Source organism: Cognatundibacterium crateris (genome assembly GCF_010078235.1).
Classification (GTDB): Bacteria; Pseudomonadota; Gammaproteobacteria; order Burkholderiales; family Burkholderiaceae_D; genus Undibacterium; species Undibacterium crateris.
Map to the genome: position 1 here is coordinate 159,244 of NZ_JAABOS010000001.1, position 24,668 is coordinate 183,911.

Consider the following 24,668-nt stretch of genomic DNA (forward strand, 5'->3'; position numbering starts at 1 on the left):
TCTTAAATCTGCCGTGGCGAATTTCCGTAGACTGAGGCCAGTTTCTACTTAACGGAGTTTTTTATGTCGAATGCAGGATATGCCCCCGCCACAGGGACTCAGCCAGCCGCAGGCAAAACCGATGCGCTGATCATCAGCCTGGTCGGCGTCGCGCATGGGATTTCGCATTTTTTTCACATGATACTGGCGCCCTTATTCCCCTGGATTAAAGAAGCATTTCAATTATCGTATGCCGAACTGGGCTTGCTGATGACGGTGTTTTTTGTCATCTCGGGTATCGGTCAGGCCTTATCCGGTTTTGTGGTGGACCGTATCGGCGCGCGCGCGGTGCTGTTCTTTGGTATTAGTTGTCTGGCGCTGGCGGCCTTGCTGTTATCGATGGCACCCAGCTATGGCTTCTTAATGCTGGGCGCGATGGTGGCTGGTGTAGGCAATAGCGTATTTCATCCGGCCGATTACACTTTGCTCAATCAAAAAGTGACGCCCGTCCGCCTCGGTTATGCGTTTTCTGTACACGGCATTACCGGCAATCTGGGCTGGGCGGCGGCGCCGGTTTTTCTGGTCTCGATTGCGCAGTTCAGTGACTGGCGCACGGCATTATTATGTGCATCCGCCTTACCGTTGGCTGTGCTGGCGCTGCTGGTCTGGCACAAAGATTTACTGCGTACTACCCAGGTCGCAAAAAATCCTGCAGCAGACAGTGGCAAACTCAATGCAAACGGCGCGCAGGCCGAAGGTACGCTGGACTTTTTGAAAATACCTGCGGTCTGGATGTGCTTTGCTTTTTTCTTTCTGATCGCTATGGGTCTCGGTGGCATACAAAACTTTTCTGCCACCAGTCTGCGTGATTTATATGGCATGTCGCTGGCTACGGCCACCAGTGCTTACACCCTGTATATGCTGGCTTCGGCTGGCGGTATGTTGTGGGGCGGGATGCTGGCGGCGAAAGCCAAAAATCATGACCGCACTATCGCAATGGCGTTTGGCGCAGCCGGTATGTTTGCACTGTGCCTCGCTACTGGTTTGCCGGGTAGCGGGCTGGCGGTAGTCTTGATGGCGGCAATAGGCTTTGGCTCCGGTGTGGCTGGCCCATCTCGCGACTTGATGATACGTGCAGCCGCGCCCAAGAACGCGACAGGCCGCGTGTATGGCATCGTGTATTCAGGATTAGACTCTGGCCTCGCTTGCTCGCCGCTATTGTTTGGTGCGATCATGGACAGACATCAGCCATCCTTGGTATTTGTATTGGTCTGTGTGTTCCAGGTGCTCGCTATCCTGACAGCGGTCAATGTCGGTGCCCGAACCCGTGCCCGCAATGCCAGTGTGCGTGCCTGACCTGGAACCGCAGCAGATGGCTTTTCTGATTGCCTACTTGGAGGATATCGATGTCTGAAACTTCTGCTTCTTTACTGACCTGCGATCTGTGTGATGCACACGAGCCCTTGCTGGCAAAGGGTAGTTTGCGTGTATTGCCACCGGTTTTTTTATCCTTTGGCGCCAAAACTCAGTTCGCCGGTCCGGCCGCCACTCTGCGTTTGTTTGAAGATAATGGCATGGTGCGCAGCACTTTAGAAACAGCCGGGCAGGGGCGGGTGCTGGTGATCGACGGCGGCGGCAGTCTGCGCTGTGCGCTGGTTGGCGGCAATCTGGCCGTGCTGGCAGAAAAAAATGGCTGGTCTGGCATCATCGTGCATGGCTGTGTTCGGGATAGCGCAGAAATCAATGCCTGCCAGATCGGTGTGCGTGCGTTGGCCGCGATGCCGGTACGCAGTGTGAAGAAAGGTGGTGGCGAAGCGGAAGTCACGGTCACGATAGCCGGTGTACGCATCGCGCCGGGGCAGTGGATCTATGCCGATGCCGATGGTGTGTTAGTGGCTGATCAGGCCTTGCATACCTAAATTGCCTGACTAAAGCTGCCTCAAGCGAAGCAGGCATAGCAATGAAAGCCAGTTGATCTTTGTTGATCTGCTGGCTTTTTCATTTGACCTGATGTCTATGCATACAAATACCCTTACTGTTCTCTCTAGTTCAATCAAACGTTTGATTTGTGTGCTAGTATCCGTTTTTATTTTTACGCCCTTCGTTTAAGGGCACGGTTCCAGCCATGAAATCTCAAGACGCTCAGTCTCAGCCAGACCAACAGAACATTCATACCGCAAGCAATGCGCAAAAGCTGGAGCGCGGGCTCAGGGCAGATGGTGCAGAAGCACGCCTGCGTTTGTTAGACGCCGGTTTGCTGCTATTTGCAAATCACGGATTTGCCAAAGCCTCCACGCGTGAAATTGCGCGTACGGCAGAGGTGAATATTTCCGCGATCAGTTATTACTTTGGCGACAAAATGGGTTTGTACCGCGCGGTATTTCACGATCCGCGCTACAACCCGGAAATTAAACCGGAAGTGTTTGAGGGCGAGGATTTACGCGCTTCCATGACCGCGCTGGTACACGGCTTCACCGATGCGCTCAGGCAGGGCGAGAAAGCTGCTTTATTCATGAAGCTGTACTGCCGCGAAATGCTGGAGCCTACCGGTCTGTGGCAGGATGAAATTGAGACTTTGATCAAACCGGCACATGCCGGGCTGGTGCAGTGCATTAGCCGTTATCTGGGCTTGCAGCAGCCGGATGCGGATGTGCAGCGCCTGGCATTTTCCCTAACCGGACTGGCCTTGTCCTTGTTCGTCAATCTTGATGTGATTGAAGCGATCCAGCCAGACCTGATTAACAGCCAGGCCGCTATCGATCAGTATGTGCAGCGGATTATCGATTTCGCGCTGGCGATGTGTGAAGCCGAGCTGCGTCGCCGCCAGACTGTCTGATAGCTTGTGAAGCGCCTGAGCCCTAAAAATTGTAAGTATTGATTTGGATCTGAGATGGAGAAATCTTGAACATGAATATGAAATGCAGTCTGATTCCTATACTGCTGTTGAGCACCGCTTGCAGCAGCACGGTGCGCGCTCCGGCCGAACAACTGGCGGCCACGTCAGTGCAGAATCAGCAGACTCAGCAGTCTCTGCTGCAGGCTCTGCCACCAACTACGCAGGCCGCCAGCTTGCAGCAATGGTGGCAGGCACAAGGTGATCCCGCCTTGCTGCAACTGATTTCAGCTGCGCAGGCAGTCAGCCCCGGCATTGCCCAGGCCTGGGCCAATATCGAAACTGCCCGTGCTGCGCGCGTGAGCAGTGGTGCGGCCTTGCTACCGACGCTGGATGCGACAGCCAATGCCAGCCGTGCGCGCAGTCAGCCTGGTATGCCAGCTGCTAATCAGGGACAGGCTGGCTTACAGACTTCCTGGGAAATTGATGTGTTTGGCGCTGGCCGCGCAGGTCGTGATGCCAGTCAGGCCAGCCTCGATGCGAGTCGCGCTATGTGGCATGACGCCAGAATCTCGGTGGCAGCGGAAACAGCCACACAATACGTGAATGCGCGCCAGTGTCTGCTGACGCTGGCTTTGACCCGTAAAGACAGTGAGTCCAGACAGGAAACCGCAAGGGTAACGGCGCTCAGCGCGAAAGCCGGTGTAGCTTCGCAAAACCAATTGGTGCTGGCGCAGGCAGCTGCGGCAGAAGGTAATAACCGTACGCTGCAACAGCAGGCGGCCTGCGAAGTAGAGCGTAAGGCGCTGGTAGCGCTGACTGACTTGCCTGAAACCGAAGTCGCGGCACTGATACAGCAAGCCGCCACCCAGCCTGCCTGGCAACCGGTCGGCATCAGCAGCCTGCCGGCCAGTGTGCTTGGTCAGCGGCCCGATGTGTATGCCGCGGAACAGGAGATGACTGCGGCGTATGCGCAAATTTCAGCAGCTCAGGCGCAGCGCTTTCCGCGCCTGGCGCTGACTGGTTTTGTCGGTCGCGCATATGCTGAGGGCAGTTCCGGCACTTTATCTGCACCCAGCTGGTCGCTCGGTCCGCTGAGCCTGACTCTGCCTTTGTTTAACGGTGGCCGTCTGGCGGCAAACGTCGATGCGGCCGAGGCGCGTTATCTGGCCAGTGCCAGCAACTACCAGGCCAAAGTGCGGCAGGCAGTACGTGAGGTGGAAGAAGCACTGGTGAATCTGCGCAGTGCTGAAGCCAGACAACAGGATGCCGCAGTGGCAGCCCGTTCCTATGCAGCGCATGCAGCGCAGACGGCGAGCCGCTATCAGCAAGGCATGGCCAGTCTGTTTGATCTGGAAGACGCGCGCCGTAGCGCGTTTGCGGCCGAGCTCAATGAAAGCGCGCTGCAATCCGAACGTCGCCGTGCCTGGATCTCGCTGTACCGCGCCGCCGGTGGTGGCTGGAACACGCAGGCAGCACTACCTGCTGCAGCGGCTACTTCTGCTACCTCTGCTGTCTCCGCTACCTCCGCACAGAATTCACAATAATCCCGCTTGCTAAGAAAGCAGATGACTATGTTTACCCAAATTTCACAGCATTTTTCTTCACGTACTGCGCTTCGTCCCTCGTTTTGGGCGACTTCTTCAGTATTGGTCTTACTGGCCGCATTGGGCAGCTACAGCCTGTCTATGGCGGCTGACAGCAGTGCGTCGGCACAGGCCAATAGCAGCGCCGCAAGCAACAGCAAACTCAAGCCTGCACTGACCGTGACTACCACGCAGCCTACGATTGCAGACATACCGTTGCGGCTGGCGGCCAATGGCAATGTGCAGGCCTGGCAGGAAGCCATCATCGGTTCAGAAGCGAACGGCTTACGCATACAGGAATTGCACGTCAATATCGGTGATGTGGTTCAGCGCGGCCAGCTACTGGCCAGCTTTGTCAGTGAAACGGTGCAGACCGATCTGGCAGCAGCTAACGCCAGTGTGGCAGAAGCGGCAGCCAATCTGGCTGAGGCACAGGCCAATGCAGAACGTGCACGCAATCTGCAAAACACAGGTGCGCTCAGTGCCCAGCAAATCGGCCAGTATCTGAGTGCTGAAGCGACCGCCAAAGCCAGACTGGATGCGGCGAAAGCTGCGCTGGCAGCACAACAGCTCAGGATGAAACATACCCGTGTGCTGGCACCCGATGCCGGTGTGATCAGCGCCCGTCCGGCGACGTTTGGGGCAGTAGTGCAGAGTGGCGCGGAACTGTTCCGCATGATACGGCAAGGACGGCTGGAATGGCGCGCTGAGCTGACCGCGTCAGAAATGGCGCGTATCAGCAATGGCAGCGAAGCCATCGTGACGGCACCTGGCGGTGCGCAATGGAAGGGCAAGGTGCGTATGGTGGCGCCAGTTCTGGATGCGCAAACCCGCAACGGTCTGGTGTATGTCGATTTGCTGCCGCCTAAGGAAGCGAAGGCAGCGGGCGTGTTCAAACCCGGCATGTATGCCAAAGGCGAATTCCTGCTCGGTCATTCTGCCGGATTGACGATACCGCAGCAGGCCATCGTGGTCAGGGATGGCTTTAGTTATGTTTTCCGCCTGAATAACGATGGCAAAGTTACGCAAGTGAAGCTGCAGACCGGACGCCGGGTCAGCCAGCCGCAAGGCGAAATGGTGGAAGTGCTGTCCGGTATACAGGCAGGCCAGACCGTGGTGGTCAGCGGTGCCGGTTTCCTCAATGATGGCGATCTGGTCAAAGTGGTTAATCCTGCAGCGGGCAAGCCTGCCGCTGCGGCTGCCTCGACCAGCACACAAAAATAAGGGGCGATTGTGAACTTTTCAGCGCTATCAATTAAAAACCCGATACCGGCGATCATGCTGTTTATCTTGCTGACGCTGGCTGGCCTGCTATCGTTTAAAGCAACGATAGTGCAGGATTTTCCGGATATCGAATTACCTATCGTGACTGTCAGCGCGACCTTGCAGGGTGCTGCACCGGCTCAGCTGGAAACCGAAGTCGCACGCAAAATCGAAGACGCAGTCTCTTCAGTGCAAGGTGTTAAAAACGTCTACACCAAGGTGCTGGACGGTGATGTGTCGGTGACGGTGGAGTTCATCCTGGAAAAACAAATCTCGGATGCCGTCAATGAAGTGCGTGATGCAGTCGCCACGGTCAGGGCGGATCTGCCCAGCGAAATGCGCGACCCGGTGGTGACCAAAGCCTCAACAGCGGGGCGGGTGGTGAGCACCTATACCGTGGAAGCCAAGGCAGATGCGGCTGACAGCAAGGATGGCCCGGAAAGCCGCATGGATATTCAGGATCTGAGCTGGTTCGTGGATAACACCGTGGCGAAACGCCTGCGCAATATCCCCGGCGTCGGTGGCGTCAAAAGGGTAGGCGGGGTTAACCGTGAAGTGCGGGTCGAGCTGAATGCCGATCAGATGGCGGCTTTGAATGTGTCTGCCGTCGATGTCTCGCGCCGTATCAAACTGGTACAGCAGGAAGCCCCCGGTGGCCGTGGTGATGTCAGCGGTGCCGAGCAATCGATACGTACCATCGCCACTGTCAAAACTGCTGCAGAACTGGCGCAGCTGGATGTGCCGCTGCCGGATGGCCGCCACATACGGCTGGACCAGGTAGCGAAGGTCAGCGATACCATCGCCGAGCCGCGCTCAGTCGCGACGCTGGATGGCAAAGTGGTAGTGGGCTTTGAAGTGTTCCGCACCAAGGGTGCGAGCGAAGTTGAAGTGGCACTGGCCAGCAAACAGGCGATAGAAGAAATGAAGGCGAGCTATCCCAAGCTGCATTTCTTTGAAGCGATAGACAATGCGCAGCCGGTAGAAGAGAACTTTGATGGCTCTATGCATTTGCTGTACGAAGGCGCTTTGCTGGCGGTGCTGGTGGTCTGGTGGTTCCTGCGTGACTGGCGCGCCACCATAGTCGCAGCGGCTGCTTTGCCTTTGTCGGTAATCCCGACTTTTCTGGGGCTGAAGTATTTCGGTTATACCCTCAATACCGTGACCCTGCTGTCACTGGCGCTGGTGGTGGGTGTGCTGGTCGATGATGCGATTGTGGAAATCGAAAACATCGCACGCCATCTGCAAATGGGTAAAACCCCGATGCAGGCTGCAATGGAAGCAGCCGATGAAATCGGGATGGCGGTGATTGCCACTACCTTCGCGCTGGTGGCCGTGTTTTTGCCGACTGCCTTTATGGGCGGGGTGCCGGGGTTATTCTTTAAGCAGTTTGGCTGGACGGCGGTGATCGCGATTCTGGCGTCGCTGGTGGTGGCGCGTTTGCTCACACCGATGATGGCGGCCTACCTGTTAAAGCCTGCCTCTGATGCACATGTTCAGGCACATGCGCATGGTGAAGCGGCCGATGGCTGGATCATGCAACGCTATATGCGCACTATGCAATGGTGTCTGCGCCATCGACTGTTGACTATGCTGGCAGCGGGCGCATTCTTTGTTGGCTCTATCATGCTGGTCGGTTTGCTACCTACCGGTTTCGTGCCGGCCTCTGACCGCGCCCAGACCCAGGTTAACATCGAACTGCCGCCCGGCAGCACGTTGGCCGAGACGCGTGCATTAGCAGAGCAGGCACGCGTGCTGATCAAGGAAGACCGCAATGTGCTGAGTATCTTCAGCTCTGTCGGTGGCGGCTCCAGCGGTGATGCGTTTGCACCAGGTGCTGCGGCTGAAGCACGCCGTGCGGTGTTGACGATTACCACCACCCATCGCGACAACAGAAAGGCCAGCATGGCCGATATCGATGGCGCGATACGCGAGAAACTGGCGTCACTGCCGGGTGCTAAGTTCACCGTCGGCCCACCCGATTCCGGCGTCAAAATGCAGTTAGTGCTGAAGAGTGAAGACCCGGTCGCACTGGTGGAAGCCGCCAGAGCCGTAGAGCGTGAATTGCGTACCCTGAAAGGTGTCGGTAACGTGAGTTCCAGTGCTTCGCTGGTACGCCCGGAAATCATCGTCAGACCCGATATGGCACGTGCTGCCGAGCTGGGCGTAACTGCTGCCAGCATCGGTGAGACGGTGCGCGTGGCGACAGCAGGGGATTACGATACCATGCTGCCTAAGCTGAATCTGGCGCAGCGTCAGGTGCCGATCCGTATCAAACTGCCTGACCATTTCCGCGCCAGCCTGGCCGATATTGAGCGCCTGACGGTGCCGGGTAAAAATGGTCCGGTGATGTTGGCCACCATCGCTAAAGTCACGATGGAATCCGGCCCGGCCCAGATCGACCGCCTGAACCGCAGCCGCAATGTCACGCTGGATGTGGAATTGGGTAGCCGCCAACTGGGTGAAGTCAATGCAGAAGCACGCGCACTGCCAAGCATGAAAAATCTGCCTGCCGCAGTCAGCATCGCTGAACTGGGCGACGCACAGGAAATGCAGGCGCTGTTCGCCAGCTTCGGCATCGCGATGTTGATCGGCATCCTGTGTATCTATGGCGTGCTGGTCTTGCTGTTCAAAGACTTCCTGCAGCCGGTAACGATTTTGGCCGCACTGCCGCTGAGTATAGGCGGTGCCTTCGTCGCCTTGCTGGTGACCGGTCAGGCTTTATCCATGCCGTCCATGATAGGTCTGATTATGCTGATGGGTATCGTGACCAAGAACTCGATTCTGCTGGTCGATTATGCGGTGCTGGCACGCGCAGAAGGCATGAGCCGTTTTGATGCACTGGTCGACGCCTGCCATAAACGCAGCCGTCCTATCATCATGACCACGATCGCCATGGGCGCAGGCATGATGCCACTGGCACTGGGCTGGGGCGCAGACCCTAGCTTCCGCTCGCCAATGGCGATTGCCGTGATCGGCGGCCTGATTACCTCGACCTTACTGAGTCTGCTGGTGGTCCCCGCCGTGTTCACCTACATCGACGACTTCGAACACCTGCTGGGCCGCCTGCGCGGCAAGAAAGCGGCGCAGACTGTGAGTTAAGGTCGGGTGTTTTCTGCTATCCCGCCAGTTTTGCCAGCACCGCCTTCATGGGGTGCTGGTGACTGAGATAAGTAAGGATTTGATGCGTGCGAGTTGTTGTCATTAGTCCATGGGCAGCTTAGGATCATTGCTCCTTCTTCGCATCAAGCTTTCGCCACTTGATTTGATGGCGAAGATTATCAATCAAGTGTTCGATACCCCATAATTCAATTGGGCCAGTTCTGCCAGTCTCTGTCACTGAAATTTCCCGGTTTGCTGTGGTGACTGTGATCTTGATCGTTTCCGCATCAAGCATCATTGGGCTGTACTCAGGTTCCAGTGTTAAGAATCCAAGTCGATCAAGCAAATAACAAAGATGGCCATACGAATATAAATCTATTTCTCCTTCGTAGTTGCCGATGTGAAATCTGCTCTGCTCATCTATGTGAAAGTACCCAATTACCTCTGCTTTAAGATTTTTATGGAAGATGAGCTTTTGGAAAGGGCATCCTCCATAACAACCTTGTCGCTCCATTGAAATTGACTCGTATGGGAGTGCATCCAATGCAAAAAATTCCGTCTTTGGCGTAATCGATCTATCAATAAATGGCTGATACTTTGATGCGGTCGACTGATGCTCAGAGGATGTTTGGAGTTTTTGGGGGCCACAACCAGCCAACGCAATTACTGCAGAGATTAGTAGCGGAATCATGTACTCTCGAGTCATTTACGTATCCCGTAAAAAGTCAAATGCTGGATGTGACAGAGGTCTATTTGGCGCGAGCGGATTTTTCGCCGCTGTCCATGTTTCTGCTGGCTGGTTGTCGTTCGTAACTAGCCAAAGCGAATGATGCAATACACTGAAGAATACCAGGCTTCATTCCGACCGCAGCCAGCAAGACCAGACCCAGGCACACGCCAAAACCTGCGCCAAAAACAAGTTGATTCCGGCTCGACCAGGAAAGAGGAAAAACGATGGTGCACAATATGGCTATGTTGTAGACGATTGCTAACAAGAGCGCACTCGTATTTACTTGTCCACCAGGTAGCAGCCAGTCGATAGCTACAACAGACCAGATGGCTGTAGTTTTCAAATAGGTCAATACGCAGATAAGCAGCGTAATGAAGTGGCAGATGATGACTGTACGTTTCATGTGATTTTTTTCTGGGTTAATCTGCACTTAGCGCTCTTTTTATTCATACAGCCTATTGGCACATCCGTGGCAAACATTTTCGAGGTAGGCAAGTGCTTCTGCACACTGATTAGAGCGTGCCACATCTTCCGGCGTCCTCCAATCAATGTCCAAGGTAGCTACGCATAAATCAGCACCATACTCTTTCAGAATTTGTAGCGCCTCGATATCGTTGAAACGTGCAGCCCAGTGCGCAGCGGTAAAGAAGTTAGAGCTGATAACATCATGTGCCGCCTGCGTATTTTGTCGAGAGTGCTTTAGTAATTTTTGGCGGCAATGGCAGTTTGGAATTCATATACGTTTCCACACTTGTAATAGCCCAAGCAAGTGAGTGAGGCCGAAGACGAGACAAATGGCCGAGGTCACAAACCAGAACGTAGGGCTGTTGTCAGGAAATGCTGGTTTCAAGAGTGGGAAAGCCACTGCTCGCAACAGGTAAATCGCAGTGATGCCAATCAAGGCCGCTCGTAGCAAGGGTAACGGTCGAATGACGCCCGCTCCTGAAAAAGCGTAAAGAGCCCAGGTAGTCAACACAGCGCCTATGGCAAAGGCAACTACCGGTGGATACCAATGGCCCGCGGCAGACATACTGACTATGGGTTCGCCTGCGCCAAGAAAGCGAAAACCATCAGCACCCCAGAAAATGCAGGAGAAATGTAGGGCTGCCGCAATCAGACTAAGTGCGGCACCTAGGAGCAGGGGGGAGTTGTAGGTCGACATGGTGGTGTCCTGAACTTTGTGTAAACCGATTTCCATCACATTAAATTATGGTTTAAGTGAGGCTGTAATTTTTTTGATTGATTGTACTTGCGCCGATTTTACGGGGTGATTTTACGGCTCTAATGAAATTGCCAATACCGCTCTATACGCTAATCCTGCGATAAGCCCTGACACCTTAATGAGTTCAGATACTTCTGACTCAGTGTAGCTTGGTTCAATGTCATTTGTCTTAAGCCAACGTTGAACTTGTAATTCACCCGTGTGCGTATAGGCAGACAACGCTGACCAATTTTTGTAAATGGATTGGTGTGAACTTAGACCAAGGGCGGAATCTAACTTCCTCAACATACTAGCCATATCCAGCTTGGTTCCCGAGCTAAGATACTTATCAACTTCTGCGTCACTTGCTACATGAGACAGCCACAAGCCACGAATGCAGGACTCAACATGCGGGCGAAATAGCGCGAAGGCTGTGGCCTGCAGTGGTGGGTTCCGTGATAGTAATAACAGGATAGAGTTGTAATGTTGTTGTGATACTGCAAAGCAGGCTGCTGCCAGTTTGGAACGCAAGTCATTTTTCAGCTTCTTTTCTTGAAGTTTGCTTGCGATTTCGTTTGCTTCTTCGATGGCTTCTAAAAGTTGAATTTTAATTTTCATAGACTCTTAATTTATGGCTTGTGGCTGGCACCTGGTACAGATGAATTTAAATATATTGCATCTAGCACGATCAACTTTAAGTTTCCAAATGAATTGGGTTCGATGGCATGTTGGAGTTATCTCTTCCTCGTATGTGGACGTACGTAAGTTCCATCTTTTCGGTAGTAGCCTTTCACGTTCACCGGTCCGCAATAGGAAGTTACACAGGGAGCCGGTAACGAAGTTGTTGTGATGGCTTTGTATCCTGAGGCCTCTTGATAGGACTTACAGCGCATATATGGGCCAACCAATGAGCCATCTTTTTTTGTATAGCTTGCTACGAATGTGCAGCCGGAAGAGTTGACTACGTTAGCGGAATTAATCGTTAGTGCATTAACGTTGTTTGTCGCAGGACGTAAGAATGGTGTGCAATAGTAGGCAGCTTCCTGCTTCAATCCATCAAAGGTGAAATGTTCGCTCTGATAGGTGCATACCTCAGTTGCTGAGCTTGCCAAGTCAGGGGTAGGAAATGCCGATTGTCTGTACGACGGCGATGCACATGCCTGAACTAGCAGAGCGAAACATAATATAAAAAGTCGCTGAATCATGACTTTGTTTGCACCACCACGTTCAACGGCATATAGGCTTTGGCTCGCGGGCAGTTTTCGAAGTGGGTGACATCAACCTTGTACGGGCCGTACCACTTGTAGGTGCCGGAAAAGCCGCCGTATTGGTAGATCCAGGCTTGCTGCGCATTGCGATCGATCAGTGCGGCGTACAGAAACTGGTCGGTGGTACCTACGGGTTCACGCAGCGATATGCTGCGGAGCGCTTTGCTGTCTGTGGTGGAGAGGTCGGGGGCTTCGGCTGCTTCGGACAAGACGATTGCAGGCGGCGTCAACGAAGAGAGTTGGCACACAGGAGGGGTTTCTGCGGCAGAGATAGCGCCTGAAGCGGCGATGAATAATGTCAGCAGGGCTTGCATGATATGTCCTTGAGTGAGTGCGAAGTATGGCGAATCCGGATGCCGGGTATTGCCTGACGAATCTCAATGATCGCGTTTGTAAAGCCAGACACCGAGCGGTAAGGCAAACAATGGTAAGACCAGGGCAGCGATGGAAGACCATAGCGGGACAGACAGATCATGGGGCAGGCGTTGCACCCAGGCGCATAAACCAGCTGCGAACAGGCTGGCCAGCAGGGTGTTACGCGTCAGCCCTGATGCACTGAGTTTGACTACCCAGCCGCCGCCAGCTAACGGACCTATCAGGCTTAACAGGTGGGCACCTATCAGTGTGAGTGTGAACGCGAATGTGCTTACATCCGATGCTGTGGCTGGTACGCCAGGGGTGTTGTGCAGCCAGAAATATCCCGATGTGACGGCAAATACAATAGGCTTGGTGAGGCCGGAGCTCACAATAGCGGCAAACACGATGGCAGCGCAGTTACGGACAGAATCAGGGGCGGCAAGCAGTTGTTGGGTATTCATGTTACGTGTGGATGTTGTTATAAATTAATTCTTTGACTTTAGCATAGTCGTGTTCATTTTGATATTTAATTGAATCAATATTTGCCCGTGGTTTGACACGACATTGAATTTTTGACAGACTAGTCAGATAACTAGTTAGTTGGGGTAAATCATGCATACATGGCCGGTACAAGATGCAAAGGCGAGGTTTAGTGAGTTGTTGGAGTGCTGTCTCGCTGAAGGTCCTCAAATAGTGACTAAGCGCGGAGCAGAGGCTGCGGTGTTGGTGTCAGTGGAGGAGTGGCGTCGATTGCAAACTGCGGCCCGTCCATCTTTGAAACAGTTGTTGTTGTCCGATGCAGCACGTGGGGAGTTGAACGTGCCTGCGCGTGGAAAGGCCAGGCGGCGTAGTGTGGACCTGAAAGGCTGAGTCTATGTTTTTATTAGATACAAACGTAGTTTCTGAATTGCGTAAGCAGCGGCCACATGCAGCGGTTGTGTCCTGGCTGGAATCGATAGATGAAGCTCAGTTATTTTTATCTGCAGTGACTTTGGGTGAAATTCAGGCAGGCATAGAAATGACCCGGGAGCAGGATAAGATTAAGGCTGCGGAAATTGAAGCTTGGTTAGAGCAGGTGGCAGTCGCGTATAACGTGTTGCCTATGGATGCAGCGGTTTTTCGGGCATGGGCCAGGCTGATGCACAGAAAATCCGACACCCTATATGAAGATGCCATGATAGCGGCAACCGCCAAAGTTAATGGTTTGATCGTGGTGACGAGAAATGTCGCTGATTTTCATGCGCTCGGCGTTGAGGTGTTCAATCCCTTTGTAAAAGCTGATTGAAGCATTGATTAATGCTTGATTATTGCTTGAATAAAGCCCGAATGGGTTTGAATTGCAGTTGCCGGTTAGCCGGATACTGATTAACTGTCGCGCGGCCGACGCCTGCCTAAACAAGCCGCGCCGACCGGGTAGTTTTAAATTACATGACCGAGCACTGCTGCACCGAGAGTGCAGTAATCATTGCACCGGCTTGTTCCTTGAACAGAGCCAGACTGGCACCTTGTTCATGCCATTCATAGGCTTCCTGATTGGCGTATAACTCAAAGATCATGATGGTATTGCTGAGTTCATCAGGCTGCAGTAATTCAAATTGCAGCGTGCCTTTTTCTGTTTGCAGACTGCGTTGCTGATGGTCGCTGAGTACTTGTAAAAATGCCATTTTGGATTCTTCCTGATAAGAGATGGAGACAACGAGCGCTACTTTTTTCATGCTGGACTTTCAGATGGGTATGAACAGGGTTAAGGCTAAACAGATCAGCCTCAGCAAATCAGCAAAAGGCAAATGCCGGGTGTAAATGTAGCATTTCTATCAAGAACATGCCTGATTATTCCTGGCATGGTTTTCCACTGTCCAGCATTGCTCAGCGATGCGCGCGGCTCATTTTGCCTTGCCTGGCAGTCTTCTGAAACCGGTAAATTCCGCAGGTTCCCATTCACGGCTGGCCAGCAGCAGGCCAACGCCACGCCGTTTTTTGAGCGGGGCGGCCAGACTTTCCTGATGCAGGTCGGCGAATTTACGCTTGAGCTGGCGCAGTTCGTTATGCAGCTTGCTGATGGCGGCGTCGGTCAGCATGCCATGGCTGAAGCTCAGCGTTTGCTCATCGTCGTGGAAGTGAGAATCCAAGAAATCATGTAAGCCAGACTGTTGAAAATACTGGCGTATCGGGCCAGCTGGCAGCCATTCGAAATCGCGTGTGATGTTGAGGCGGATGCGGTTGCCGGGTAAGAGTGTGATCAACCCCAGCTTATCGAGCTTGAGCAGGTAATGCAGGCATTCCGGCTCGGTATAGCGATAGACCTGCATCATCTCTTCCATACTCCAGTGATTGATGGCGCAGACCGCGATCAGCAACAGGCGTTTATCAGCGACCAGTTCTTTTTCCTGATTCTGATTCAGCGTGGGCAGACGGTTGCCCTGATGATTGGCTTCCTGCGTCAGTTCCATCAAGGTCAAGCCCAGAAAATGCGCAATTTGCAGTATGCGTTCCAGACTCAGATTTACGGCATTCTCTTCGCGCAGTATGCGCTTCACACTGGCTTCTGACAGCGCCAGCGCTTCCGCCACATCCCGATAGGTTTTGCCCTGCAGCTTGAGCTGGCTTTTGATGGTGCGCATGATTTGCCGGATTTCATTCATGGTTTGCCTCGCCTCTGTGTGTGTTCGGTCCGCTCGCTGAACGAGCCTGTTGATTTTGATGGAGTTGTGCCATGGTAGCGGTTTCAGCTACTTTGGAAACCATTTCAGTCGCTTACTTACATATGGTTTCATTATTTCGTGTGCTTTTGCAAGTTGGAGCGGCTGAGGTCGCGAGTATTTTTTATGGTTTGCGGCAAGCTTGTGCGAATCCGGTGAGGTGAGCCGCCGCCACGCTAACTTCCGCTTGGCGCAGTTCGCAGAATTCCCGCATAATCGGTGCATTAGTAGCTAATTTGTAAAGTGAACAGGTATGTGGATAGATACGCATTGTCATCTCGATGCGAGCGAGTTTGGCGGGACTTCGCTGCGGCTCGCGCAGCAGGCGGTGGCGGCAGGGGTGAGTCAGATTGTGGTGCCAGCGGTGCATCTGAACTTGTTTAATCAGGTGCAGCAATTGGCGCAGCAGCATGCGGCCTGCGTGTATGCGCTGGGCATCCATCCCATGTATGTGCCGACTTCAGATGAAAGTCATTTGCAGATTTTGCGTCAGCGTATAGAGCAGGTGCTGAGCAGTGAACACGCGCATCAGCTGGTTGCGGTCGGTGAGATAGGGCTGGATTATTTTGTGCCTGCGCTGACCCAAAGTCCTTTGCTGGAAAAGCAGGAATTTTTTTATACCGAGCAGTTAAAAATCGCCAGGGATTTTGATTTGCCGGTCTTGTTGCATGTCCGGCGTTCACAAGACAAAGTGCTTAAGCATTTGCGGCGCATCCGGGTTCGGGGTGGGATAGCGCATGCCTTCAATGGCAGTGTGCAGCAAGCCGGGCATTTTCTGGATCTGGGGTGTAAGCTGGGATTTGGCGGCGCGATGACCTTCACCCGTGCTTTGCAAATCCGGCGACTGGCAGCGGAATTGCCGCTCGATGCGCTGGTGCTGGAAACCGATGCGCCCGATATACCGCCTAGCTGGATCAGGGAAGGCTATAACCGGCCCGATCAGATACCGGCGATAGGCGCAGTGCTGGCGGAGTTGCGCGCCATGGATGTCGCCGACATCGCAGCGGCCAGTTCACACAATGCGCGCGAGGTGTTGCCGCGACTTTTACTCAATTGAGGTAATAGCGTCATGCGCAGCTTTGCTATCGCACTGACGCTGGGTATCTTATGGCTGCAACAGCAAGCCAGTTTGCTGACATCGACGACCCTGATCACTATGCTTGTTGTCGCGGGTGGCTTATTGCTGTGCGTGTTCAAGCTGCATTTGCCTTACCTGCGCAGAGCGGCTGCATTGCTGGCTGCTGCGCTGATTGGGATAGCCTGGGCTGACTGGCGCGCAGAGCTGGCTTTGCAAACCGCTTTGCCAGAGGTCTTGGAAGGGCGCGATTTAATGGTGACTGGCGTGGTGGCCAGTCTGCCCGGTGTGAATGTGAATGGCAGCAGCTTTCAACTCGACGTTGAAACGCTGAGCGAATTCAAACCTGCGCAAACAAGCGCAGCGCAAGCCCCACTGCCAGGCCAAGACCGGCTTCCCTCCCGTATCAGTTTGTTCTGGCCAGCCAAAGCAGGCGCAACGCAAAGTCTCAAAGCAGGTCAGCGCTGGCGCTTGCCGGTACGTCTGAAACGACCGCATGGCAATCAGAATCCTGGCGGTTTTGACGCGGAATTATGGATGCTGGAGCAGGGCGTGCGTGCTACTGGCACGATACAAACCGCACAGTCAGCGGCAATTCAGCCGCTACAGGACTTTGTGCCTGGTGTGTTGTATGCGGTAGACCGTTGCCGTGGCTGGCTGCGCGAGCGCATCCATGCGGCCTTGCCGGGCAAGCCCTATGCGGCAGTGGTGGTGGCGCTGGTGATCGGTGATCAGCGCGAAATCCGTCAAACTGAATGGAATATTTTTCAGCGTTCCGGTATCGGTCATCTGATCAGCATTTCTGGTTTGCACATCACCATGCTGGCCGGTTTTTTTGCAGCGCTGATGGGGGCCTTGTGGCGGCGTTCATTCTTTATTTTTCATGCGCGGCCTTTACCGCTAATACTGCCGGTGCAAAAAGTGATGGCGGCGACGGCTGCTGTGGTCGCCGTGCTGTATGTGGCGCTGGCAGGATTTGGTGTGCCTGCGCAAAGGACGATGTACATGCTGCTCACGGTTGCAGTAGCAATTTGGACCGGGCGTTTTAATCAGTTTTCTGCTGTGCTCGCGCTGGCGCTGTGTGTGGTGCTGATCATCGATCCCTGGGCGTTGATGTGGCCGGGATTCTGGCTGTCCTTTGTAGCGGTTGCAGTGATTTTGTATGTGGCCAGAGACGAAGCTATTGGCAGCCTCGATGCAGACAGTGACTGGCGGGCGCGTCTGCGTCGCAACTGGCATGCTGCGCTGCGCACCCAGTATGGCATCACGCTAGGCTTGTTGCCGCTGACCATGCTGCTGTTTGCACAGATTTCGCTGATCAGCCCGCTTGCGAATGCGTTTGCGATACCGCTGGTGAGTTTTCTGATTACCCCGCTGGTCTTGATTGGTGTCTTCCTGCCCGAGCCTTTCTGTGGCTGGCTGCTGAGTCTGGCGCACGCCGGTATTGCATTGATGGCGGAGTTGCTGGCCTGGCTCAGTGCGCCGGGCTGGGTGATTTGGACTGCGCCACAACCATCCTTGCCGATGTTTTTGCTGGCGATGCTCGGGGTATTGTGGCTGCTGGGGCCACGTGCGTTGCCGATGCGCTGGTTGGGGCTGGTTTGCTTGCTGCCTGTGCTGATGCCACGTCCATCCGCAATCGGCGAGGCAGCCTTTCGCGCTACCGCACTTGATGTCGGGCAGGGTACGGCAGTGCTGATACAGACCCGGCAGCATACGCTGTTGTATGACACTGGCCCGGCTTATGGCCCCGATAGCGATGCGGGCAGCCGCGTGATTTTGCCATTTTTACGGGCTCAGGGCATACGCAAACTCGATCGTATGCTGATTTCACATCAGGACACCGATCACTCAGGCGGTGCTGCCAGCATACTGGCGCAAATGACGGTAGATGAGGTAATCAGTTCGCTGCCAGAGCAGCATGCGCTACGTCAGTCTGCGCGGCCACACAGCGCCTGCGTTGCGGGCCAGTCCTGGCAATGGGATGGTGTCACATTTGAGATGCTGCAGCCGACTGCGGCCAGTTATGCGAGTGAAAAATGGAAGCCCAATGCGCGCAGCTGTACCCTGAAAATCTCGACGCCTCAGCTGTCTGTGCTATTGCCGGGCGATGCAGAAGCGATACAGGAAGACGAGATGCTGCATATGCTGCCTGAGAAATTGCCTGCGACCGTTTTGCTGGCGCCGCACCACGGCAGCGCTACGTCGTCGACGGCGGCTTTTCTGCAAGCGGTACATCCTGAACTGATCGTAATCCAGTCCGGCTATCTGAATCGCTACCACCATCCCAAACCAGTTGTACTGGAGCGCTATCGGGCATTTGGAATAAACCATCTAAGAACCGATGAGGCAGGTGCTATTCAGCTTGATTTTGAAGCATCATTGCATATTTCCGAATATAGAAAACAACACGCGCGTTACTGGTATGGGCAATAGGCACAAAAATAAACACAGTCAGCCTACAGGTACGCGCGTACAAACAGGAAGATGAGGCAGGGGACATGCAAACAATTATTCATTTCGTACACGGCAATGGCTTCCCATCTGGCAGCTACCGTGCTTTTCTCGATCACTTGCGGCAGGACTATGAGGTACAAGTGACAGAGAAAATCGGTCATCAGGCGAATTACCCGGTTACCGATGGCTGGCCGCATCTGGTACGGGAATTAATCGATACGCTGGAAAGCCGCTATCGGCAGCCAGTGATTTTAGTCGGCCATTCGCTGGGTGGCTTGCTGTCGCTGATGACAGCGCAGCAGCGACCGGATCTGGTCAAAGCAGTAGTGGTGATCGATTCGCCAGTAGTGGCGGGCTGGCGCGCTATGCTGCTGCGGGTCAGTAAGTGGCTGGGCATCGATAAAAAGTTTTCACCGGCTGCGGCCTCTGAAAACCGGCGCCATCTTTGGCCAGATCAGGAGGCCGCATATCAGCATTACGCTGCCAAAGAGATTTTTGCGATCTGGCCGACGGAGGTATTGTGGGATTATGTGCGTGCCGGTACCATGCCGTGCGAACAAGGCGTGACGCTGAGTTTTGATCGCAACATTGAAACCGCGATTTACCGCACGCTGCCGCATACTTTGGGCAAGCTGTTGCGCAAGCGGCCGCAAGTGCCAGTCGGTTTTGTGGGTGGAAATGAATCGTTTGAATGCCGTCAGGCCGGTGATTACTACACCCGTCAATTAATGGGTAAGCATTATCAGCTGATACAGGGTGGGCATTTGATTCCTATGGAGGCGCCCGCACAAACCGCTGCGGCGGTACTGGCGATGTTGAATGCGATGCACAGTGAAGAAAGAGGTCTATGAAGAGGTCTATGAGTAAAGCTAAGCAAAACGAACAACGCGGGCTGAATAAAACACTGAGCCGCATTAACAAGCTGGCCGCACTGCCAATGCTGATTTTGGTGCCGCTGGCGGCGCAGGCGCAAGTTCTGGCCGATGCACCTGACTGGCAGGAAATGCAGCAGGTGGTGCGTACTGGTAAGCAGCAACTGCAGCTAAATATAGAAAATGACAGCCTGTTGCTGAATCGTGATGATCGCTTCTATACCAGCGGCATTCATTTTCAGCAGTCTTTTGCTGTGGCTGATCAGTTGCGCCAGACGGAGTACGGCTGGCGCGTAGGGCAGGATTTATACACCGCTTCTGATATCAAGCTCAAACCTGCGCAAATTCCTGTGCCGGATCATCCTTATGCTGGCTGGCTGTACGGCGGCTTTTTCAAGACCAGCGCTTATGCGACCGGACGCAGTATCAGCTATGGGCTGGATATCGGTTGCCTGGGGCCTTGCGCCGGGGGTAAATGGACGCAAGAGCAGCTGCATCATGTGATTAAACAGCCGCAACCGCAAGGCTGGAGTACCCAGTTGAAAAACGAGTTCGGCCTGATGCTGCATGCGGCTTATGCGCCGGGCCGTATGCTGCCGTGGTCGGGCATGGATCTGACGCCGACTGTAAAGGGACGCTTCGGTAATATCATGACCGATGTGTCAGCCCAGCTGGAGTGGCGGGTAGGGCAGTTGAATTTGCTGCCCACGCAGGATGCCAGCTATGGCTTTGCACGCATAGAGCCTAAGTACACGGCTTACAATGCGACCGTGCAGGGCGGCTACTTTGCGCATCAGGCGAATGCCTTGCATGCTAAGCGCTGGGGTGGCGAGCTGGAGCTGGGCTATCGCTGGCAAAAAAATGGCTCAGGCGTGCTGGTTTCGCTGGTGCGTCGCGCCAATGAGATAGAGGAGATTTCCAATGCTTATGGCGCGCAGAATTTCGTGAAATTGCAATTTAATTACGCGCTTAAATAAGCCAGCTTCGCCACTGTTAATTAGCAAGAATGTGCAAGTTGATAGCCAGCCCTGCCCATCAAGGCTGGCCGCTTGCCCCGTGTTTGCTGGCCTAGGCGGCAACGGCGTTGAGCCTGTGATTGAAGCAGGGGCAGTGTGAATAAAAAAGCGGCAGGATTTACGCGGGACTCGTCTACATGAACAAGAGTGATGTATAATTCGAATTTCCCGCTTGTGCCATCGGGCACCTTCTGCAATGACAAAGTTCGTATTCGTTACGGGGGGCGTAGTCTCCTCACTAGGCAAAGGCATTGCTGCCGCCTCTCTCGCCGCTATTCTTGAATCCCGCGGTCTCAAAGTCACTATGCTCAAACTCGATCCATATATCAATGTGGACCCGGGTACCATGAGCCCTTTCCAGCATGGCGAAGTATTTGTTACCGATGACGGTGCAGAGACCGATCTGGATCTGGGTCACTATGAGCGTTTCATCAGTTCCAAGATGAAAAAAGTGAATAACTTCACCACCGGTCAGATCTATGAGTCCGTCATCCGCAAAGAGCGTCGTGGCGAATATCTGGGTAAGACAGTGCAGGTTATTCCGCACATCACCAATGAAATCCAGGAATTCATCCACCGCGGTGCGGCTGGTGCTGATGTTGCGCTGGTTGAGATCGGCGGTACCGTTGGTGATATCGAGTCTCTGCCCTTCCTCGAAGCAGCACGTCAGCTCAGCCTGCGCGCAGGCCGCAATGCGGCAGCCTTCGTGCACCTGACACTGGTGCCTTACGTGGCAGCGGCTGGTGAGCTGAAAACCAAGCCTACCCAGCACAGCGTACAGAAGCTGCGTGAAATCGGTATTTTCCCGGATGCTTTGCTGTGCCGCGCTGACCGCCGTATTCCGGATGATGAACGCGCTAAGATCTCCCTGTTTGCGAACATTCCTGAAGAAGGCGTGATCTCAGTCTGGGATGCAGACACCATCTACAAAATTCCTCAGATGCTGCATGACCAGGGTCTGGACAAAATCGTGTGTGACGCGCTGGGACTCAATCCTAAGCCAGCCGATCTGACCATGTGGGATAAACTGATTTTTGCGCTGGAAAATCCTAAGGCAGAAGTCACTATCGGTATGGTTGGTAAGTATGTCGACCTGACTGAATCCTACAAATCCCTGACTGAAGCGCTGCGTCATGCCGGTATCCATACCGAAAGCCGCGTCAATATCGAATACGTGGATTCAGAAGAAATTGAAGCGCACGGCACTAAATCGCTGGAAAAATACGATGCCATCCTGGTACCTGGCGGCTTCGGCAAGCGCGGTGTCGAGGGTAAAATCCTGGCAGCCCGCTTTGCACGTGAACACAAAGTGCCTTACCTTGGTATCTGCCTTGGTATGCAAGTGGCGCTGATCGAATACGCACGTAATATGGCCGGTCTGAAAATGGCGAATTCCACAGAATTCGATCCTGAAACAGAACAGCCAGTCGTTGCGCTGATCGATGAATGGCAAAACGCCGACGGTAAAGTCGAAAAACGTGACGAGAATTCTGATCTGGGCGGCACTATGCGTCTGGGCGCACAGACTTGCGCAATCAAGCCTGACACGCTGGCAGCAGAAATCTATGGCACAGTTGTGACCGAGCGTCACCGTCATCGCTACGAAGCAAACAATCATTACCTGGAACGCATAGAAACAGCCGGTCTGGTGGTGTCTTCCCGCACTGCCTCCGAAGATCTGTGCGAAATCATGGAATTGCCACGTGATGTACATCCTTTCTACATCGGCGTGCAATACCATCCTGAGTTCAAATCCACGCCACGTGATGGACATCCGCTGTTCATCGCATTTGCAAAAGCGGCGTTAGCCCATAAAAAGGCATAAGGAATCAAGCATGAAATTATGTGGATATGATGTCGGTCTGGATCAGCCATTTTTTCTGATCGCCGGTCCTTGCGTGATCGAGTCTGAGCAAATGGCGCTCGATACCGCAGGAATCCTGCGCGATATGACGAAGGAACTCGGTATTCCTTTTATTTACAAGTCCTCCTTCGACAAGGCGAACCGTTCTTCCGGTTCTTCTTTCCGTGGCCTGGGGATGGAAAAGGGTCTGGAAATACTCGCCAAAGTCAAACGCGAAATCGGCGTGCCGGTACTGACGGATATCCACTCCATTGAAGAGATCACGCCGGTTGCGGCTGTGGTTGACGTGCTGCAGACGCCGGCTTTCCTGTCGCGTCAGACTGACTTTATCGAGGCCTGTGGTCGTGCCGGTAAGCCGGTCAATATCAAAAAAGGCCAGTTCCTGGCACCGCATGACATGGTCAATGTGATCGCTAAAGCCCGCGCTGCAGCGCGCGCAGCAGGCTTGAATGAAGATAACTTCATGGCTTGTGAGCGTGGTGCTTCATTTGGTTATGGCAATCTGGTTTCTGATATGCGTTCACTCGCGATTATGCGTGAAACCAATTGCCCGGTCGTGTTTGATGCGACCCATTCCGTGCAGTTGCCGGGCGGGCAAGGTACTTCCTCCGGTGGTGAGCGCCAGTTTGTGCCAGTGCTGGCGCGTGCCGCAGTTGCTGTCGGTGTGGCTGGTCTGTTCATGGAAACGCATCCGGACCCAGCCAAGGCATTGTGTGATGGCCCGAATGCCGTGCCGCTGAACCGCATGAAAGAATTGCTGTCCACACTGACGGATCTCGATCGTATCGTCAAGAAGAATGGATTCCTCGAATCCAGCTTTGCTTAATCATTGATTGGTGACACTCGCTGCTGTCGCTGATCCTTGCGGCAGAAGTGAGATGGTCGTCTTGCTTCTGCTGCGTTAGTCTCCTGATGGCTTGCCTGTGCCTGGTTGGCTATGAATCTCAAGACCGCAATCCCGGATGCAAAACTTTTTATTTTGTACGCAATTTTGATCGTTTAGGAGATATAAATGAGTGCTATCGTTGACATTATCGGTCGTGAAGTGATTGATTCACGCGGTAACCCAACCGTGGAATGTGACGTTTTACTGGAATCCGGCGTCATGGGCCGTGCTGCTGTTCCTTCCGGCGCATCGACCGGTTCCCGTGAAGCTATTGAATTGCGTGATGGCGACAAATCCCGTTATCTGGGCAAGGGCGTACTGAAAGCCTGCGAAAACATCAATACAGAAATCGCAGAAGCGATCATGGGTCTGGATGCGAACGAACAGGCTTTCCTGGATCGCACTCTGATCGATCTGGATGGCACAGAAAACAAAGGCCGCCTGGGCGCGAATGCGATGTTGGCGGTTTCTATGGCGGTTGCTAAAGCAGCAGCGGAAGAAGCTGGTCTGCCACTGTACCGTTACTTCGGCGGCTCAGGCGCAATGCAATTGCCTGTGCCTATGATGAACGTGATCAACGGCGGCGCGCATGCTGATAACAACCTGGATATCCAGGAATTCATGATTATCCCGGTGGGTGCTCCATCCTTCCGTGAAGCAGTCCGTTACGGCGCTGAAGTATTCCACGCACTCAAAAAAATCCTGCACGACAAAGGCCTGACCACAGCCGTTGGTGACGAAGGCGGTTTTGCACCTTCCGTTGATAACCACGAATCTGCCATCAAACTGATCATTCAGGCGATTGAAGCCGCTGGTTACGAGCCAGGCACACAGATCGCTCTGGGTCTGGATTGCGCAGCATCTGAATTCTACAAAGACGGTAAATATCACCTCGAAGGTGAAGGCCTGACTTTGTCTTCCACCGATTTCACTAACCTGCTGGCGACCTGGGTCGACAAATATCCTATCATCTCGATTGAAGATGCGATGGCAGAAGGTGACTGGGATGGCTGGAAAATCCTGACTGAAAAACTGGGCAAAAAAGTACAGTTAGTCGGTGATGATCTGTTCGTGACCAACACCAAGATCCTGAAAGAAGGCATACAAAAAGATATCGCCAACTCTATCCTGATCAAAATCAACCAGATCGGTACCCTGACTGAAACTTTCGCAGCGATAGAAATGGCGAAGCGCGCAGGTTACACCGCTGTTATTTCTCATCGTTCCGGCGAGACAGAAGACAGCACCATCGCTGATATCGCAGTTGGTATGAATGCGCTGCAGATCAAAACTGGCTCTATGTCCCGTTCTGACCGTACAGCAAAATACAATCAGTTGCTGCGTATCGAAGAAGATCTGGGCGAAGTTGCCAGCTATCCAGGCCGTGATGCATTTTACAACCTGAAGTAATCTGCTATAGTCGGCCAGTTAGTCAGACTTTGTCAGTGTGGCCGTGAATTTGCGGCCCGGTTCTGACAACTGC

Annotated in this window: 23 protein-coding genes; 15 read left to right on the plus strand and 8 right to left on the minus strand. The window is 53.7% G+C overall.

Going from position 1 to position 24,668, the window contains the following annotated elements; genetic code table 11:
• The first annotated feature begins 63 nt into the window (after positions 1-63).
• The 6 genes from EYB48_RS00675 (at position 64) to EYB48_RS00700 (ending at position 8,760) form a co-directional block, all read left to right on the plus strand.
• A complete protein-coding gene (locus tag EYB48_RS00675; protein ID WP_162018361.1) occupies positions 64-1,335 on the plus strand; it encodes an MFS transporter in 1,272 nt (423 codons plus the stop codon).
• A gap of 50 nt (positions 1,336-1,385) precedes the next feature.
• Positions 1,386-1,898, plus strand: a complete 513-nt coding sequence (gene rraA, locus EYB48_RS00680; protein WP_162018362.1) for a ribonuclease E activity regulator RraA — start codon at positions 1,386-1,388, stop codon at positions 1,896-1,898.
• Positions 1,899-2,104: 206 nt separating this feature from the next.
• Entirely contained in the window at positions 2,105-2,815 is a 711-nt protein-coding gene (locus tag EYB48_RS00685; RefSeq protein ID WP_162018363.1) for a CerR family C-terminal domain-containing protein, read from the plus strand.
• 71 nt (positions 2,816-2,886) lie between these two features.
• Positions 2,887-4,359, plus strand: a complete 1,473-nt coding sequence (locus tag EYB48_RS00690) for an efflux transporter outer membrane subunit (protein ID WP_235934815.1) — start codon at positions 2,887-2,889, stop codon at positions 4,357-4,359.
• Positions 4,360-4,386: 27 nt separating this feature from the next.
• Entirely contained in the window at positions 4,387-5,622 is a 1,236-nt protein-coding gene (locus EYB48_RS00695; RefSeq protein WP_235934816.1) for an efflux RND transporter periplasmic adaptor subunit, read from the plus strand.
• A 9-nt stretch (positions 5,623-5,631) separates the two neighbouring features.
• Positions 5,632-8,760 carry an efflux RND transporter permease subunit gene (locus tag EYB48_RS00700; protein ID WP_162018364.1) on the plus strand — a complete coding sequence of 1,043 codons (3,129 nt, stop codon included), beginning with the start codon at positions 5,632-5,634 and terminating at the stop codon, positions 8,758-8,760.
• A gap of 124 nt (positions 8,761-8,884) precedes the next feature.
• Here the strand turns inward: EYB48_RS00700 and EYB48_RS00705 are convergent, their stop codons facing one another.
• The 6 genes from EYB48_RS00705 to EYB48_RS00730 all read right to left on the minus strand — a co-directional run bounded on the left by EYB48_RS00705 (position 8,885) and on the right by EYB48_RS00730 (position 12,777).
• The gene (locus EYB48_RS00705) at positions 8,885-9,466 is read right to left on the minus strand and encodes a DUF6438 domain-containing protein (protein WP_162018365.1); all 582 of its coding nucleotides are present in this window, start codon (positions 9,464-9,466) and stop codon (positions 8,885-8,887) included.
• 43 nt (positions 9,467-9,509) lie between these two features.
• The gene (locus EYB48_RS00710) at positions 9,510-9,893 is read right to left on the minus strand and encodes a hypothetical protein (RefSeq protein ID WP_162018366.1); all 384 of its coding nucleotides are present in this window, start codon (positions 9,891-9,893) and stop codon (positions 9,510-9,512) included.
• A gap of 330 nt (positions 9,894-10,223) precedes the next feature.
• A complete protein-coding gene (locus tag EYB48_RS00715) occupies positions 10,224-10,652 on the minus strand; it encodes a hypothetical protein (protein ID WP_162018367.1) in 429 nt (142 codons plus the stop codon).
• Positions 10,653-10,763: 111 nt separating this feature from the next.
• Complete coding sequence (locus EYB48_RS00720; protein ID WP_162018368.1) at positions 10,764-11,309, minus strand: DUF6988 family protein; 546 nt, start codon at positions 11,307-11,309, stop codon at positions 10,764-10,766.
• Positions 11,310-11,892: 583 nt separating this feature from the next.
• Positions 11,893-12,273 carry a hypothetical protein gene (locus EYB48_RS00725; protein ID WP_162018369.1) on the minus strand — a complete coding sequence of 127 codons (381 nt, stop codon included), beginning with the start codon at positions 12,271-12,273 and terminating at the stop codon, positions 11,893-11,895.
• 63 nt (positions 12,274-12,336) lie between these two features.
• A complete protein-coding gene (locus tag EYB48_RS00730; RefSeq protein WP_162018370.1) occupies positions 12,337-12,777 on the minus strand; it encodes a hypothetical protein in 441 nt (146 codons plus the stop codon).
• A 151-nt stretch (positions 12,778-12,928) separates the two neighbouring features.
• Here EYB48_RS00730 and EYB48_RS00735 point away from each other — a divergent pair, with 151 nt between their 5' ends.
• Both EYB48_RS00735 and EYB48_RS00740 read left to right on the plus strand, forming a co-directional pair.
• The gene (locus EYB48_RS00735) at positions 12,929-13,186 is read left to right on the plus strand and encodes a type II toxin-antitoxin system Phd/YefM family antitoxin (protein ID WP_162018371.1); all 258 of its coding nucleotides are present in this window, start codon (positions 12,929-12,931) and stop codon (positions 13,184-13,186) included.
• Between the two features lie 4 nt (positions 13,187-13,190).
• Positions 13,191-13,601 carry a type II toxin-antitoxin system VapC family toxin gene (locus EYB48_RS00740; RefSeq protein WP_162018372.1) on the plus strand — a complete coding sequence of 137 codons (411 nt, stop codon included), beginning with the start codon at positions 13,191-13,193 and terminating at the stop codon, positions 13,599-13,601.
• A gap of 139 nt (positions 13,602-13,740) precedes the next feature.
• Here EYB48_RS00740 and EYB48_RS00745 read toward each other — a convergent pair whose 3' ends face one another.
• Together EYB48_RS00745 and EYB48_RS00750 are read right to left on the minus strand one after the other, a co-directional pair.
• Positions 13,741-14,031, minus strand: a complete 291-nt coding sequence (locus EYB48_RS00745) for a putative quinol monooxygenase (protein ID WP_162018373.1) — start codon at positions 14,029-14,031, stop codon at positions 13,741-13,743.
• A gap of 168 nt (positions 14,032-14,199) precedes the next feature.
• Positions 14,200-14,958 (minus strand): helix-turn-helix domain-containing protein, encoded by a 759-nt coding sequence (locus EYB48_RS00750; protein WP_162018374.1) that lies wholly within the window; start codon positions 14,956-14,958, stop codon positions 14,200-14,202.
• Positions 14,959-15,268: 310 nt separating this feature from the next.
• Here EYB48_RS00750 and EYB48_RS00755 point away from each other — a divergent pair, with 310 nt between their 5' ends.
• The 7 genes from EYB48_RS00755 to eno all read left to right on the plus strand — a co-directional run bounded on the left by EYB48_RS00755 (position 15,269) and on the right by eno (position 24,595).
• Positions 15,269-16,072: a TatD family hydrolase gene (locus tag EYB48_RS00755; protein ID WP_162018375.1), complete on the plus strand. Its 804-nt coding sequence runs from the start codon at positions 15,269-15,271 to the stop codon at positions 16,070-16,072.
• Between the two features lie 12 nt (positions 16,073-16,084).
• Entirely contained in the window at positions 16,085-18,526 is a 2,442-nt protein-coding gene (locus EYB48_RS00760; RefSeq protein ID WP_162018376.1) for a DNA internalization-related competence protein ComEC/Rec2, read from the plus strand.
• A gap of 65 nt (positions 18,527-18,591) precedes the next feature.
• Positions 18,592-19,398, plus strand: a complete 807-nt coding sequence (locus tag EYB48_RS00765; RefSeq protein ID WP_162018377.1) for an alpha/beta fold hydrolase — start codon at positions 18,592-18,594, stop codon at positions 19,396-19,398.
• Positions 19,399-19,406: 8 nt separating this feature from the next.
• Positions 19,407-20,396: a lipid A deacylase LpxR family protein gene (locus EYB48_RS00770; RefSeq protein WP_162018378.1), complete on the plus strand. Its 990-nt coding sequence runs from the start codon at positions 19,407-19,409 to the stop codon at positions 20,394-20,396.
• Between the two features lie 235 nt (positions 20,397-20,631).
• On the plus strand, positions 20,632-22,260 hold the full coding sequence (locus tag EYB48_RS00775; RefSeq protein ID WP_162018379.1) for a CTP synthase: 1,629 nt from the start codon (positions 20,632-20,634) through the stop codon (positions 22,258-22,260).
• A 10-nt stretch (positions 22,261-22,270) separates the two neighbouring features.
• Entirely contained in the window at positions 22,271-23,125 is an 855-nt protein-coding gene (gene kdsA / locus EYB48_RS00780; protein ID WP_162018380.1) for a 3-deoxy-8-phosphooctulonate synthase, read from the plus strand.
• 186 nt (positions 23,126-23,311) lie between these two features.
• Complete coding sequence (gene eno / locus EYB48_RS00785) at positions 23,312-24,595, plus strand: phosphopyruvate hydratase (RefSeq protein ID WP_162018381.1); 1,284 nt, start codon at positions 23,312-23,314, stop codon at positions 24,593-24,595.
• Positions 24,596-24,668 lie beyond the last annotated feature (73 nt).